Below are 13,565 nucleotides of genomic sequence, written 5' to 3'. Positions count from 1 at the left end.
TCAGTCCTTCACCTCCTCGACGGCTCCGGCGTGGCCGTGCACCGTGACGGGGAAGTCGATGGAGCCGGGGAAGAGGACGGGGACCTTCAGCGAGACGTCGGCGGTCACGTAGCCCTCCCCGCCGCACTGTGTCACCTCGGCACCCTCTCGCCAGGCTCCTGACAGGTGCTTCAGCGCCGCCTGTTCGCACGCGCCGAAACGCTCCCCCCGATGCGCCGCCGTCCCCGCCCGCACACCCTCGTCGGCAGCATTCCCCGCGAGCGTGTAGGCGTACCCCACGAGCACGCACTGCCACATCAGCACCAGCGTGAGCACGATCAGCGGGGTCATCCCCAGGAACTCGACGGCGACCTGGCCCCGGTCGTCACCGCGCAGGCGTCTCATCGGACCCTCACTCCTTCCGCCGCCGGAAACTCACCGACCCCCGGTCGCCGCGCGGCCGGCCACCGCCCCGGTGGGACGGGCCGTCGGGCGCCTTCGCGAGGCCCAGTTCCCCGGCGAGCGCCCACAGGGCCTGCTTGACGGTGCTTCTGCCGTCGAGCTCGTGGACCCGGCCCGCGTCCACGACCGCCTGCAGTTCCCGGAAGTTGGCGGGTACGGCCGTGCGCGCCAGCGCCGTTCCGGTGATGCGCTGCACCAGCGGGGGCTGGATCTCCGTGGTCCGCGAGTGCCGGTTGACGACGACCGTGGTCTCCTCGGCCTTGCGGATCTGCAGCCGGTCCCACATGCGCACGGTCCGCTTGGCCGCGCGTACGGCGACCACGTCGGGCGTGGCCACCAGCAGCGCGGTGTCGGCCGTCTCCACCGCCGCCGCGCTCGCGCCGCCGAGCTGGGCGCCGCAGTCCACGACGACGACCTCGTAGCGCGAGCGCAGGGCGCTGACGATCTGGCGGGCGGCGCGGTCGGTGACCTCCTCCCCGCGTTCGCCCTCGGCGGGGGCGAGGAGCAGGGCGAGCCCAGTGTCGTGGCGGAAGACGGCGTCGGCGAGGACGCGCGGGGAGATGTCGTTGATGGCGGCCAGGTCCACCACCGAGCGGCGGAACTGGACGTCCAGGTAGGAGGCGATGTCGCCGGTCTGCAGGTCGAGGTCGAGCAGGGCGGTGGGCCGGCCGGAGGCCTGGGCGGCGAGCGCGAGCTGGATGGCGACCAGGGTCGCACCGACGCCCCCCTTGGCGCCGCTGACCGTGACGACGGTGCCGCCGGCCCCGCCGAACGGCTCGGCGCCGTGCCCGAGATGGCGGCGTACGCCCGTCGACCACTGGGCGACGGCCTGCACCCGGCTGGCGAGTTCCTCGTACGACAGCGGGAGCGGGACGACGCCGCGGGCGCCGGAGTCCATGGCGGCGGCGAACAGGCCGGGGCTCGCGTCGGTGGTGACGAGGATGACGCCGACGGCCGGGAAGCGCAGGGCGACCTCACGGATCAGGTCCAGCGCGGGTACCGGGCCGATGCGTTCGTGGACCACGACGACCTCGGGCAGTTCGTCGACCGACTCGGCGGCGAGCCGGGCGAGGGTGTCGACGAGCTGGGTGGAGTCGGTGGCGGGCGGCTGCGGTTCCGCGTCGGGAAGCTGGCTGAGCAGCGTGACGAGGGAGCGGACGGCGTCAGGGTCGGCGCCGGCCGGGAGGATCCTGGTGGGCATGCGGACCGCCTCTCACTTGTCCGTCGCGAGTTCGTACGTGCGGTCCTTGTCCGGGACGCCGGTCTGGCCGCCGGGTGCCACCAGGGCGAGCCGGACCCGCTGGGCGAAGGACTCGGCGTAGGTGATCCGCTGGGCGTCGAGGGTGGACAGCGCGAAGGTGATCGGGACGGCCTCGGTGGGCTCCCTGCGGTCCTTGCCGGCGTCGGGTTCGAGCGCGGTGATCCGGCCGACGTCGAGGACGCGGGCGTTGGTCACGATGATCTTCGACTGGTCGGGGTCGCCCTCCTTCTTTCCCTCGAAGGTGGCATAGACGTTGACGCGCGAGCCGGGGGTGATCTTGCCCGCGACCCCGGTCGCCGCGTCGATCATGATGGCGACCTCCTGCTGGCCCGGCTGGAGGGCGGGCCGGTCGACGATCATGTCGGTCTGGAGCAGGGAGCCCGCCCGCAGGGTGGTCACGGCGATCTTGCCCCGGAGCTGCCGCAGATCGGTGACGGCGTTGCCGGACAGCCACCGCTTCGGCATCTCGGTCTTCTCGAACTGGCCCGTGTTCAGCGCGGTGTACGGCTTCACGTCGGACTTGACCCGGTAGGCGGTGACCTCGGGCCCGACCTTGGAGTTCACGTCATGGACGACGGAGAGCACGCCGGCGAACGCGCCCAGAGCGCACAGGACCGACAGGATCAGGAGTATCACGCCGCGGCGCTGACGGGAGTTCATGAACCGTGCAACCTCATTGGGGGAATCGGTCGAGCGGGATGTGATCTGGCGTTCGGGCTGGTCAGGCGGGCGTTCGCTGCTCCAGGGCGCGCGGCGCGTGGGGCTCGTGGGCGGGCGGGGTGGCGGAGCAGAACACGCAGCGGTCGCCGATGACGTCGAGGCCGCACCAGTGGCAGGTGGACTGCCGTACCGAGGTGACCAGTTGGTACAGGACGGACAGGTCGGCGAGGTGGCTGCAGAACTCGATCACCCGGCCCGTACCCCACCAGCGCGGTGACTCGGCGGGCAGCGGGGTCTCGCGCAGCGCGTGCGCGGTCCACTCCTTGGCGAGTCCGGCGAGCCAGTCGCTCTGCAACTGCCCCCTGGCGACGAGCATCCAGGTGCCGAACTCGGGACCCTTGAGCTTGGCACCGGGGGCGACCCGGACGAGTTGCGGCTCGGGATGGGCGACGACGGCGAATTGGCTGCCCGGCACCCAGGACTTGGCGTGCGCCTTGAGGCCGACCGGCACCCGGTCGAGCCGGGCGACCGAGCCGAGGACGGCGCCGGCGTGGATGTAGTGGGTGAGCAGCCGGCCGGCCGAGGCGAGCACGCCCGGGCTGAGGTCGCAGGAGGCGAGCTGCCGCAACTGCCGGGCGAGGACGGCGACGCCGAGCGGCGGGAGCTCGGGCCGGAAGACGGCGACGCGGTCGCTCTCCAGGAGCGAGCGGAGGGTGTGCAGCCGTCGCACGACGGGTTCCGGGGTGGCCTGCGAGCACACGACGACCAGGTACCCGTACTGCTCCGTCAGAGCGTGCAGCTCCGTGAGGGTGTGCTCCAGCGGGCGCCGGTCGAGGTCGCGCAGCACGACGGCCGGCATGGTCCGTTCGTCCTGCGCCGGCAGTGCCATGTCGGCACTGGTCACGGCAATGGCAGTTGGCACGCGCAGCTCCCCGCTCCTTCACGCCCCGCGGCTCGTCGGTGTCACTCCAACGCGCCGGGACGACTTCATTGCGTGACTACCTGAGCACTGTATCCACGCCCCAATGACCGGAGAACAGCGTTTGTGTAGCTCGTGTGGAACTCATCGGGCACAAGTGGCTCCAAAACCGGACAGGTTGAGCGCTCGACCGGAGATGGTTTTGGTCTGGACCTCTTGACAGCCGGATTGGCCTAGACCAACTTGTACGCCAACGGTGGCCACCGTCCCCAGCCCCACCCTCCCCACCGACTCCCCCACCGGAGGCCCCTGTGGACCGTGCATCAGCCATGCCATCGGACCGGACAGGACGCAGACGCCGGACTCGCGTCGGCACCTGGTCCGCCGCCACCGCCCTCGCCCTCGCGGTCGCGGGCCTGGCCACGACCCCCGCCTCGGCCGCGGACGTCAACAACGCCCGCAACGCCGGCTTCGAGTCGGGCCTGGGCAACTGGACCTGTACGGCCGCGAGCGGCACGACGGTCTCCTCCCCCGTCCACTCCGGCGCCTCGGCCCTGAAGGCCACCCCGGCCGGTCAGGACAACGCCCAGTGCACCCAGTCGGTGGCGGTTAAGCCCAACTCCACCTACTCGCTGAGCGGATGGGTCCAGGGCGGCTACTCCTACCTGGGCGTCACCGGCACGGGTACGACGGACGTCTCGACCTGGACCCCCGACACCGCGTCCTGGAAGCAGCTCTCCACGACGTTCACCACCGGCGCGTCGACGACGTCCGTCACGGTGTACACGCACGGGTGGTACGGCCAGGCCGCGTACTACGCCGACGACATCTCCGTCTACGGCCCCGACGGCGGCGGTGGCGGCGACCCGGCCCCCACCGTTCCCGCCGCGCCCTCCGGGCTGACGGTCTCCGGCACGACGTCCTCCTCCGTCTCACTGTCCTGGTCGGCCGTGTCGGGCGCCACCGGCTACAACGTCTACCGCAACGGCACCAAGGTGACGGCGGTGACGGGCACCTCGGCGACCATCAGCGGCCTCACCGCGTCGACCTCGTACTCCTTCCAGGTCACGGCTACCAACTCGGCGGGCGAGTCCGCGAAGTCGGGCACGGTGACCGCGACGACGGCGGCCACCGGCGGTGGCGGTGGGGGCGGCGGCTCGCTGCCCAAGCACGCCGTGACCGGCTACTGGCAGAACTTCAACAACGGTGCCAGGGTCCAGAAGATCTCCGACGTCCCGTCGGCCTACGACATCATCGCGGTCGCCTTCGCCGACGCCACCACCACACCGGGCGCGGTCTCCTTCAGCCTGGACTCGGCGGGCCTCGGCGGCTACACCGTCGACCAGTTCAAGGCCGACATCAAGGCCAAGCAGGCGGCGGGCAAGAAGGTCATCATCTCCATCGGCGGCCAGAACGGCACGGTGTCGATCAGCGACTCGGCCTCGGCGGCGAACTTCGCGAACTCCGTCTACTCCCTGATGCAGACGTACGGGTTCGACGGGGTCGACATCGACCTGGAGAACGGCCTCAACGCCACGTACATGACGCAGGCGCTGCGCTCCCTCTCCTCGAAGGCGGGCTCGTCCCTGATCATCACGATGGCGCCCCAGACGATCGACATGCAGTCGACGTCGAACTCCTACTTCCAGACGGCCCTGAACATCAAGGACATCCTCACGGTCGTCAACATGCAGTACTACAACAGCGGTTCCATGCTGGGCTGCGACGGCAAGGTCTACAGCCAGGGCTCGGTGGACTTCCTGACGGCCCTCGCCTGCATCCAGCTCGAAGGCGGCCTCTCCCCGTCCCAGGTCGGCCTCGGCCTGCCGGCCTCGACGAGCGGCGCGGGCAGCGGCTACGTGTCCCCGACGGTCGTGAACAACGCCCTGGACTGCCTGAGCAAGGGCACGGGCTGCGGCACCTTCAAGCCCTCGAAGACCTACCCCGACCTGCGCGGCGCGATGACCTGGTCCACGAACTGGGACGCCTCGTCCGGCAACGCGTGGTCGAACGCGGTGGGGGCGCATGTGCACGCGATGCCGTGAGGTGAGCGCCGGCTGAACTTCGGCGGCTGTGGACGCCCGGGTCCGGGGGGATCCGGGCGTTCGTATGTCCGCAGCACCGCCCGTCCGCATCGCCGCAACCCTCTGCGAACAAACCACCACCTCCGCAGACGTCGTCCACCCGGTCACCCTCACCTGGGACCACCAGGGCCTGCGCCCCCTGGCCCAGACGGAACGCATCACAGCGGCCGACGCCACCCAGGACGAGATCGACTCCCGCTTCTTCTCACCGACCTGGTCGGCACCCCCAGCGAACTCATCGACGAACAGGGCGACATCGCCTGGCGAACCCGACGCACCATGTGGGGCACCACGGCGTGGACAGCCAACAACACCGCCTACACACCCCTACGCTTCCCCGGCCAGTACAACGACCCGGAAACCTGCCTCCACTACAACTACTCCCGCCCCTACGACCCAGAGACCGCGCGGTACGTCACAGCCGACCCATTCGGGCTCGCCCCCGCCCCCAAACCCGGGCTCATGCGTGATAAATCCAGCCCGCCTCATAGACCCTCTCGGTCTTGCTCCGTGCTTTAGCAATCAACTCCCTGAAGAGCTCGAGAGAGAGTTGGCCGATGCAGAGCGCCTCGGTGCCAAACCGTTGAAGTCAACAATAACAGCGGGCACTACAGGCCCTCGCCTGAGAGCCTCCAGACAGGAAGGGATGCATTCGAACGTGCGGGAATCATACTCATGGGATGCGTCGTCGAACACGAGCCTCAGCGCACTAACAGGAGGAAATCTATCCGACAAATCCGTGGACGAGTTGAGGGATATTGCAGCCAGGGCCGATCCCTCTACCCACTGGCAAGAGTGGGAAACTTTGCGTGAACTGTCTGACGGCCGCATGCGCGACGATCAGCAGGATACTGAGACGCGACTTCGCTGGGCCCGCCTAGCCCTGACCGCATGCGAACGCAAGCGAGAGAGCGGCAGAGTGGATTCTGCCAAAATCCTCGCCAACGAGGCGAATATTCGCGTTTACACCATTCGAGCATTCGGCCCAGCAGAGAGTGATCCAATGCGCGACATTTCTGATCTGTGCGCGGCAGTGTTCCGCGAGACCGGGAAAACTCGCGAAGAAGTGGCTGCTGAGGCGGCAGACTGGAATTCGCTACCTCCGAACAGAATGCTCAGACTGAGGTACGTGAAAAATCTGTTGACACCACTACAGGTACTGATGGACACCATGCCGGAGGATCCGATGCGCCAACGACTCGCGGCATGCCTTGAATGCTCGGATGCCCCACATAGTCCCCGCTTGAGACCTGATCTCCCACTCAGCGACCTGAGGCGCGCCTGAGAGATGGATCGGTGGGGCTTAGCGTGCGATTCGGCACGCTGGCGGAGGCCGAAGCCGTCGTCGCCCAGACGAGGCGAACGGCCTTACCCAGCAGCGAGTTCGCACCACACGTACTTCCCCCGGTTCCCGAACCTGGCCGACGGCTGCCAGCCCCAGAAGTCCGCGCACTCCCTGACCAGGGCCAGGCCCCGGCCCTCCTCTCCCAGCTCGGCGACCTCCTCCAGCGGGCGGAACGGCTCCGGTGGGCCGGGGTCCGTGTCCCACGCGCCGATCCACACCACCCCCTCCGCCGAGCGGCGCACCCTCAGCGCGGCCGGCCCCTTCGTGTGCCGTACGGCGTTCGACACCAGCTCCGTCGCAAGGAGTTCGGCCGTATCGACCAGGCCGATCAGACCGTGCATCGTCAGGATCAGGCGCAGCGTGCGGCGGGAGATCGTCACCGCTCTGAGGTCGTTGGGGATGTAGAGGGTGTAGTCCCAGGTTTCGGGCATGACTCATCGGCTCAGGTGAGGTGAGGGGTTCGGTGCGAGTGCGCGCGGTGGCATTGCCGCAGGCGTCATGGCGGGACGATGCGGTGCGCTTCCGCTGAGCGTTCTTGGCGTCACTGACGGTAGGGCCACATTTTGGGACTACGCAAGTCGTTGCCGTAATCTACCCCTCGAACGAGGCACGGCCGCACAGCAGTTGAAGCGAGGGAGGAAGCCATGCCGCGCAGGCAGCAGCCCACCGCACGACAAGAACGCCTGGGTGCTGAGCTGCGGAAACTGCGGGAAGCCGCAGGGCTGAAGGGGCGCGAGGCGGCCGCCCTGCTCGGGACCGACTCGGCGCAGATGAGTCAGATCGAGGCCGGCACCGCCGGTGTTAGCGAGGAGCGGGTACGACGGCTCGCCGCTCAGTACGCCTGCACGGACGAGGGACTGATCGAGGCCCTGGTCGGGATGGCGACCGACCGGACCCGTGGCTGGTGGGAGGACTACCGGGGACACCTGCCGACGCCCTTCATGGACTTGCCCGAGCTGGAGCACCACGCCAACTACCGCTGGGACGTCGAGTTCCTGCATGTCCCAGGTCTTCTACAGACCGCTGCGTACGCCCGATCCCTCTTCGCCTACGTCAATCCGGAGTTCCCGGACGGTGACATCGAGCGCTGGGTGGAGCATCGAATGAAGCGCAGGGTCATCATCGAGCGCGCGGATCCGGTTCCCTACAAAGCGGTGGTCCACGAGGCGGCGCTGCGCATCAGGGTCGGGGAGCGAGTCGCAGCGCGCGAGCAACTCACTCGCGTTCTTGAACTCTCCGAGGCCGACCATGTGACAGTGCGCATCGTCCCCTTCGATGTCGACGGCTTCGGCGGCGCAGGCAGCGCCATGGTGTACGCGGGTGGTCCCGTGCCCAGGCTGGACACCGTCGTTCGCGACGGCCCCAACGGTCCGGTCTTCGTCGATGCCGAAGCCCAACTCACCAGGTACCGAACGCTCTTCCGTAGGGTGGAGGCGGTGTCACTCGACCCCCACCGGTCGCGTGACTTCATCCACCGGCTGGCGAAGGAGCTGTGAGCATGCTGACCCCCGAGACATGGCGGAAGTCGTCCTTCTCGGGCGGAGGCCAGGGAGACGCCTGCGTCGAGATCGCCGACGGCACCACCCACATATCCGTCCGCGACTCCAAAGCCCCCGCCCGAGCCGCCCTCACCTTCGCCGCCGAGGCGTTCGCCCCATTCATCGACGCCCTGAAGACCCCGGGCTCCACTGCCGTCACGGTCGACTAGCTCTGCTGAGACCCACAACTCGAGAGAGGCACAACCATGTCGTTCGGTCCGCCGCCCGCGGGTTTCGGGCCTGCTGCGCCGCCTGTCTGGACGCCGCCGACGGAGATCGAGCAGGCCTTGATGGAGGCCAAGGCGCGGGAGGACTGGACGGCGTACTTCGACACACTCGCGGACAGCCGGCTGTACTTCGAGATACGGCGTGACGGGGCGGACGCGGAGCCGAGCAGGACGATTCCCGTCTTCGGGCACGATCCCCGGGTGGCCGGCGGGCGGGTGTGGGCCGTGTACACGGAGGGGATGCTGCCCGCGCCGGATCCGCACCGGGTGCTCGACTGGCAGAAGCTCGGGTGGTTCGCCAAGGTGTGGGCGCCGACCGATCCGGCGATGATCGTGGTCAACCCCGGGACCCCGTGCGAGGCGTTCCTGCCCTCCGCGCCGCCGCACTCCGCCACGTGGGCCCAGCACAGCGCGCGGGAGCGGGCCCCTCTGGACCGGGCGCGGGTGCTCACGCTGAGGGTGGGCGGTCCGCAGGACGGGCCCGTCGCGCGGGGACTGGCGTGCGGGGCGCTGTTGATCGTGCGGGACGGGCTGGCCTGGAACGCCATGGCGTATCACGGAAACGGATACACGTCGGAGCGGCGGCTGCTGCGCGAATGGTGGGGCGTGGGGAGCCGGGAGGAGTGGCAGGGCCAGCAGCGGGCGCTGCTCGATCCCGACGGTGCCAATCCCGTCTGGGAGTTCGCCCTCGAGCTGCGGCGGACCATCGCGCGCGACTTCGGGGGGCATGTCGACACCGGGTACTGGCGGGACGCCGTGGCACGGGTGCTGCGCGCGCGGGCCGGTGGGGAGACCGTCATCACCCCGGACGGCGTGACCACCACGCCCACCGTCCCCGAGGCGGAGACCGAGGCGCGCATCAAGGGGGTGCAGAACCTCATCGGCCGCATCACCCGGTACGAGGCGCGTTTCCGGGCCGACGGGATTCTGGACGGGAACCGGTACGTCAGCTCCGTGGACGCCTGGAACTTCGGGCGGGCGTCCGGCATGGCCCGTTGGGGGCTGGGGGCGCGGTACTGCTCACTGCCGGAGGCCGAGACCGCCGTCGTGGAGGCGGGCCGGGCCGCCGCGCGGTCGTACAAGTCGTGGCAGGACTTCGCCGCCGGGTACATCCTCGGGCGCTGTCTGCACTTCGACGACGAGGAGTTCGGGAACTGGTACACGGACATGGTGGACGTCCACCGGGTCCTGATGTCCGACCCCCAGAGCCCCTGGCTCACCGTCTCCTTCAGGTGAGGCCGTGGCGGACGGCTCCGGCGAGTTTCGGACGGAGCCCGCTCCACCCTCGGCCGTCTCTTGACCTGATCATGCCAACGCCGGACCATGAGCGCCAGCCCCGCACAGCGGACTCACAGCTACAGGCTTCCCTCGTCCGCACCCGCACGTCGCACTGAAGCAGCTCAGCTCCCAGCTCCACTCCCCCACTTCCGGCGACCCCGGAATCCCTGGAGACCCAAGGAGAGTTCATGCGACTTCGCATCCGCGGCTCCGGCATGCGCGGCGGCAGGCGTACCGCCGCACTCGGCGCGCTGCTGGCCCTCGCTCTCGCCGCACCCGTCTCGGCCACCGCCACGCACGCCACCGCCGAGAGCGCCCGGAAGGCCGCCCCGTCCTCCGGTGAGGACATCCGGCAGTACGAGATCCATCGGAGTACCAATCCCGTGACGCGTACGGCCATCCAGGCCACCGGTGTCACCGTGGACGAGGCCGACGAGGAGACCGTGGTCGTCTCCGGCCGGGCCGACCAGATCCGTCGGTTGCGCCGGCTCGGGTACGACGTCACGCCCCTGGGCGCGCCGCCCGACCGGGCCGGCGCCCGCGGCGAGCAGCGGCTGTACGACTTCCCCAGCGCCGACTCCAAGTACCACAACTACGCCGAGGCGAACGCCGAGATCGACCAGCGGATCGCCGCCCACCCGGACATCATGAGCAAGCGGGTGATCGGGAAGTCGTACCAGGGCCGGGACATCGTCGCCGTCAAGGTCAGCGACAACGTGGGCTCCGACGAGGACGAGCCCGAGGTGCTGTTCACCTTCCACCAGCACGCCCGTGAGCACCTGACCGTGGAGATGGCCCTCTACCTGCTGCGCGAGTTCGCCGCCGGGTACGGGAGCGACTCCCGGATCACCAACCTCGTCAACGGCCGGGAGATCTGGCTCGTACCCGACCTCAACCCGGACGGCGGCGAGTACGACATCGCCACCGGGTCGTACCGGTCGTGGCGGAAGAACCGGCAGCCCAACTCCGGTTCCTCGTACGTCGGGACCGACCTCAACCGGAACTGGGACTACAAGTGGGGCTGCTGCGGCGGCTCGTCGGGGTCGAAGTCGTCCGAGACCTACCGCGGCGCGGCCGCCGAATCGGCGCCCGAGGTGAAGGTCGTCTCCGACTTCGTGCGCAGCCGGGTCGTCGGGGGCAGGCAGCAGATCAGGGCCGGTATCGACTTCCACACCTACAGCGAGCTGGTGCTGTGGCCGTTCGGCTACACGTACTCGGACACCGCCCCCGGGATGACCGCCGACGACGCCGCCGCGTTCAAGGCCGTGGGGCAGAAGATGGCCGCGAGCAACGGGTACACACCGGAGCAGTCGAGCGATCTGTACATCACCGACGGGTCGATCGACGACTATCTGTGGGGTACGCAGAAGATCTTCGACTACACCTTCGAGATGTATCCGACCTCGAGCTGGGACGGCGGGTTCTACCCGCCCGACGAGGTGATCGAGCGGGAGACCTCCCGTAACCGGGACGCGGTGCTGCAGCTGCTGGAGAACGCGGACTGCATGTACCGGTCGATCGGGAAGGCCGCCCAGTACTGCGGCTAGGGGTGTTCGCGTGGGCGGGGGCGCCGGTTCTCCCGGCGCCCCCGCCGCCACGCGGCCCTACGCCTCTTCGAAGTACGCGTCGAGTACCGCGTCCAGTTGGGACTCCCACTCCTTGAAGTGGGACCTGGACGCCGCCTCGATCTCGATCGGGTACCAGCGGCGGTCCGGGGTGTGCACCGTGATGGTGAAACGCTTGCCGAAGCGGGCGGACTCGGTCTCGACCGCGGCGATCTCGTCCCAGCGGAACTCGCAGCCCTCCTCGTCCAGGCGGAGGCGGACGCCGCGGTGGTCGGCCGCGAATCTGGCCCGGCGGTCGGAGGCTTCGAAGACGGGGGCGCCGTCCTCGGGTTCACTCTCCTCCGCCGGTTCCTTCTCCGGTCCACCGTCCGCCGAATCGGCGGATGCCGGCTCGGCGGACGCCTCGGCGGGCTCCGGGGTCGCCGGCTTGGCGTCCTCGGCGTCGGCCTCGGCCGTCGGCCTGGCGTCCGCCGGTTCCGGTTCCGGTTGCGTCGCCGGTGCGGTGATCCCCGGGATGAAGGCCGGGTCGAAACCGGCGCCCTTGACGGGCTCGCCCTTCAGGGGCTGGCTGCTCGATCCTATGCGCTGGTCCACGGCGGCAGTATGGACGACATTCCTGTGCCGGAACCAGTCAGCTCACTCCTCACGTCGGTTCACACAGGTCACACTTACACAAACAGGCTCACCACCCCGGCCACCGCGAACCCGGCGACCGACAGCACCGATTCCAGCACCGTCCAGGTGCGCAGCGTGTCCCGCTCGGTGATGCCGAAGTACTTGGCGACCATCCAGAAGCCGCCGTCGTTGACGTGTGAGGCGAAGATGGAGCCGGCCGACACGGCCATGATGACGAGGGCGACGAAGGCCTGGGAGTGGTGGCCCTCGGTCAGCAGCGGGGCCACGATGCCGGCCGTGGTGACGATGGCGACCGTGGCCGAGCCCTGGGCCACCCGCAGCACCACCGAGATCAGGTACGACAGCACGATCACCGGCAGGCCCACGCCGTTGAAGGTGTCCGACAGCGCCTGCGCCACCCCGCTCGCCTTGAGGACCGCGCCGAAGACCCCGCCCGCGCCGACCACCAGCAGGATGTTGCCGACCGGCTTGAGCGATGAAGTGGACACCGTCTCCAGGGACTTGCGGGACCAGCCGCGCCGGATGCCGAGCAGGTAGTAGGCGAGCAGCAGGGCGAGGGTGAGGGCGACGAAGGGGCTGCCGACGAACTCCAGCACCGAGCGGCCCGCGGAGGGGTCGAGGGCGATGGAGGAGAAGGTGGCGGCGAGGATCAGCACGAGCGGCGTGCCGATGATGGCGAGGACCGTGCCGAGCGGCACCGGCTGCTCCTGCGGCCGTACACCCTGTGCGCGCTGCTCGGCGAGGACGGCCTGCCGGGCCTCCTCGGCGGCCTCGACCATGTCCTGCGGCACGGCGACGAAGATGCGCCTGCCGATCCAGGCGGAGTACGCCCAGGCGGCGAGGACTGCGGGGATGCCGCAGACGACGCCCATGAGCACGACCCAGCCGAGCTGGACGTGCAGCAGTCCGGCGGCGGCCACCGGGCCGGGGTGCGGGGGCAGGAACGCGTGCGTCATGGACAGGCCGGCGAGCAGCGGCAGGCAGTACAGGAGGATCGACCTGCCGCTGCGCTTGGCGGCCGCGTAGACGATCGGGGCGAGCACGAAGATGCCCACGTCGAAGAAGACCGGGATGCCGAAGATCAGGCCGGTCAGGCCCATGGCGAGGGGTGCGCGACGTTCGCCGAACAGGTGCAGCAGGCGGGAGGCCAGTACCTCGGCGCCGCCGCTGACCTCGAGGATCGCGCCGAGCATCGTGCCGAGCCCGATGATGATCGCGACATGGCCGAGGATGCCGCCCATGCCGGACTCGATGGTGGAGACGGCGTCGGAGCGCTGGACGGTGCCGAAGAGTTCGGTGACCGAGAGGCCGGCGAGCAGGCCGACGGTTATGGAGACGGCGAGCAGGGCGACGAACGGCTGCAGCCGGACCTTGATGATCAGGAAGAGCAGCAGGGCTATGCCGATGGCGGCGACGGTGAGGAGCCCGGCGGTGCCGTCGACGAGGAGGAGCAGGCCTCCGGTGTGGGGTGGGGTGGCGGGCGCTGGAGCGGTTGCGGCGAGCGAATGGGACATTCGGGGGACCTCTTCGTAAATGCATACTGCTTTCGGGCAGGGGGGATCGCGGCACGGCGCCGCGAGTGCGGTGCCGTGCCGTGTGCCGTGCGTGTGC

Annotated in this window: 13 protein-coding genes and 1 pseudogene; 7 read left to right on the top strand and 7 right to left on the bottom strand. The window is 69.4% G+C overall.

Annotation, left to right across the window (positions count from 1 at the left end):
- The 4 genes from ACZ6B1_RS10760 to ACZ6B1_RS10745 form a co-directional block, all read right to left on the bottom strand.
- Positions 1-384, bottom strand: coding sequence for a TadE/TadG family type IV pilus assembly protein (locus ACZ6B1_RS10760; protein ID WP_468776834.1), 384 nt, complete (start codon positions 382-384; stop codon positions 1-3).
- 7 nt (positions 385-391) lie between these two features.
- On the bottom strand, positions 392-1,642 hold the full coding sequence (locus tag ACZ6B1_RS10755) for an AAA family ATPase (RefSeq protein WP_468776832.1): 1,251 nt from the start codon (positions 1,640-1,642) through the stop codon (positions 392-394).
- Between the two features lie 12 nt (positions 1,643-1,654).
- Positions 1,655-2,362, bottom strand: a complete 708-nt coding sequence (gene cpaB / locus ACZ6B1_RS10750) for a Flp pilus assembly protein CpaB (RefSeq protein ID WP_468776830.1) — start codon at positions 2,360-2,362, stop codon at positions 1,655-1,657.
- A 61-nt stretch (positions 2,363-2,423) separates the two neighbouring features.
- The gene (locus tag ACZ6B1_RS10745; RefSeq protein ID WP_468777482.1) at positions 2,424-3,251 is read right to left on the bottom strand and encodes a hypothetical protein; all 828 of its coding nucleotides are present in this window, start codon (positions 3,249-3,251) and stop codon (positions 2,424-2,426) included.
- Between the two features lie 359 nt (positions 3,252-3,610).
- Here ACZ6B1_RS10745 and ACZ6B1_RS10740 point away from each other — a divergent pair, with 359 nt between their 5' ends.
- The 3 genes and pseudogenes from ACZ6B1_RS10740 to ACZ6B1_RS10730 all read left to right on the top strand — a co-directional run bounded on the left by ACZ6B1_RS10740 (position 3,611) and on the right by ACZ6B1_RS10730 (position 6,650).
- Positions 3,611-5,326: a chitinase gene (locus ACZ6B1_RS10740; protein WP_468776828.1), complete on the top strand. Its 1,716-nt coding sequence runs from the start codon at positions 3,611-3,613 to the stop codon at positions 5,324-5,326.
- Positions 5,327-5,423: 97 nt separating this feature from the next.
- Positions 5,424-5,879 (top strand): annotated as a pseudogene (locus tag ACZ6B1_RS10735) (RHS repeat-associated core domain-containing protein); the annotation flags it as partial.
- 225 nt (positions 5,880-6,104) lie between these two features.
- Entirely contained in the window at positions 6,105-6,650 is a 546-nt protein-coding gene (locus ACZ6B1_RS10730) for a hypothetical protein (RefSeq protein WP_468777534.1), read from the top strand.
- Positions 6,651-6,733: 83 nt separating this feature from the next.
- On the opposite strand, the gene ACZ6B1_RS10725 is transcribed toward ACZ6B1_RS10730, so the two are convergent.
- On the bottom strand, positions 6,734-7,141 hold the full coding sequence (locus ACZ6B1_RS10725) for an ATP-binding protein (protein ID WP_468776827.1): 408 nt from the start codon (positions 7,139-7,141) through the stop codon (positions 6,734-6,736).
- A gap of 213 nt (positions 7,142-7,354) precedes the next feature.
- Here ACZ6B1_RS10725 and ACZ6B1_RS10720 point away from each other — a divergent pair, with 213 nt between their 5' ends.
- From ACZ6B1_RS10720 to ACZ6B1_RS10705, 4 genes are all read left to right on the top strand, one after another.
- Positions 7,355-8,206, top strand: coding sequence for a helix-turn-helix domain-containing protein (locus ACZ6B1_RS10720; protein ID WP_468776825.1), 852 nt, complete (start codon positions 7,355-7,357; stop codon positions 8,204-8,206).
- Between the two features lie 2 nt (positions 8,207-8,208).
- Positions 8,209-8,418 carry a DUF397 domain-containing protein gene (locus ACZ6B1_RS10715; RefSeq protein WP_468776824.1) on the top strand — a complete coding sequence of 70 codons (210 nt, stop codon included), beginning with the start codon at positions 8,209-8,211 and terminating at the stop codon, positions 8,416-8,418.
- A gap of 120 nt (positions 8,419-8,538) precedes the next feature.
- Positions 8,539-9,711 (top strand): DUF1266 domain-containing protein, encoded by a 1,173-nt coding sequence (locus tag ACZ6B1_RS10710; protein ID WP_468776822.1) that lies wholly within the window; start codon positions 8,539-8,541, stop codon positions 9,709-9,711.
- A gap of 230 nt (positions 9,712-9,941) precedes the next feature.
- Positions 9,942-11,300, top strand: coding sequence for a M14 family metallopeptidase (locus ACZ6B1_RS10705; RefSeq protein WP_468776821.1), 1,359 nt, complete (start codon positions 9,942-9,944; stop codon positions 11,298-11,300).
- Positions 11,301-11,357: 57 nt separating this feature from the next.
- On the opposite strand, the gene ACZ6B1_RS10700 is transcribed toward ACZ6B1_RS10705, so the two are convergent.
- The gene (locus tag ACZ6B1_RS10700; RefSeq protein WP_468776820.1) at positions 11,358-11,912 is read right to left on the bottom strand and encodes a hypothetical protein; all 555 of its coding nucleotides are present in this window, start codon (positions 11,910-11,912) and stop codon (positions 11,358-11,360) included.
- Between the two features lie 74 nt (positions 11,913-11,986).
- Entirely contained in the window at positions 11,987-13,468 is a 1,482-nt protein-coding gene (locus ACZ6B1_RS10695) for a GntP family permease (protein ID WP_468776818.1), read from the bottom strand.
- Positions 13,469-13,565 lie beyond the last annotated feature (97 nt).

It is taken from the genome of Streptomyces sp. NPDC041129 (assembly GCF_055592265.1).
The sequence above is the reverse complement of the archived record's forward strand: the minus strand, read 5'-3'. Positions and strand labels throughout refer to the sequence as shown.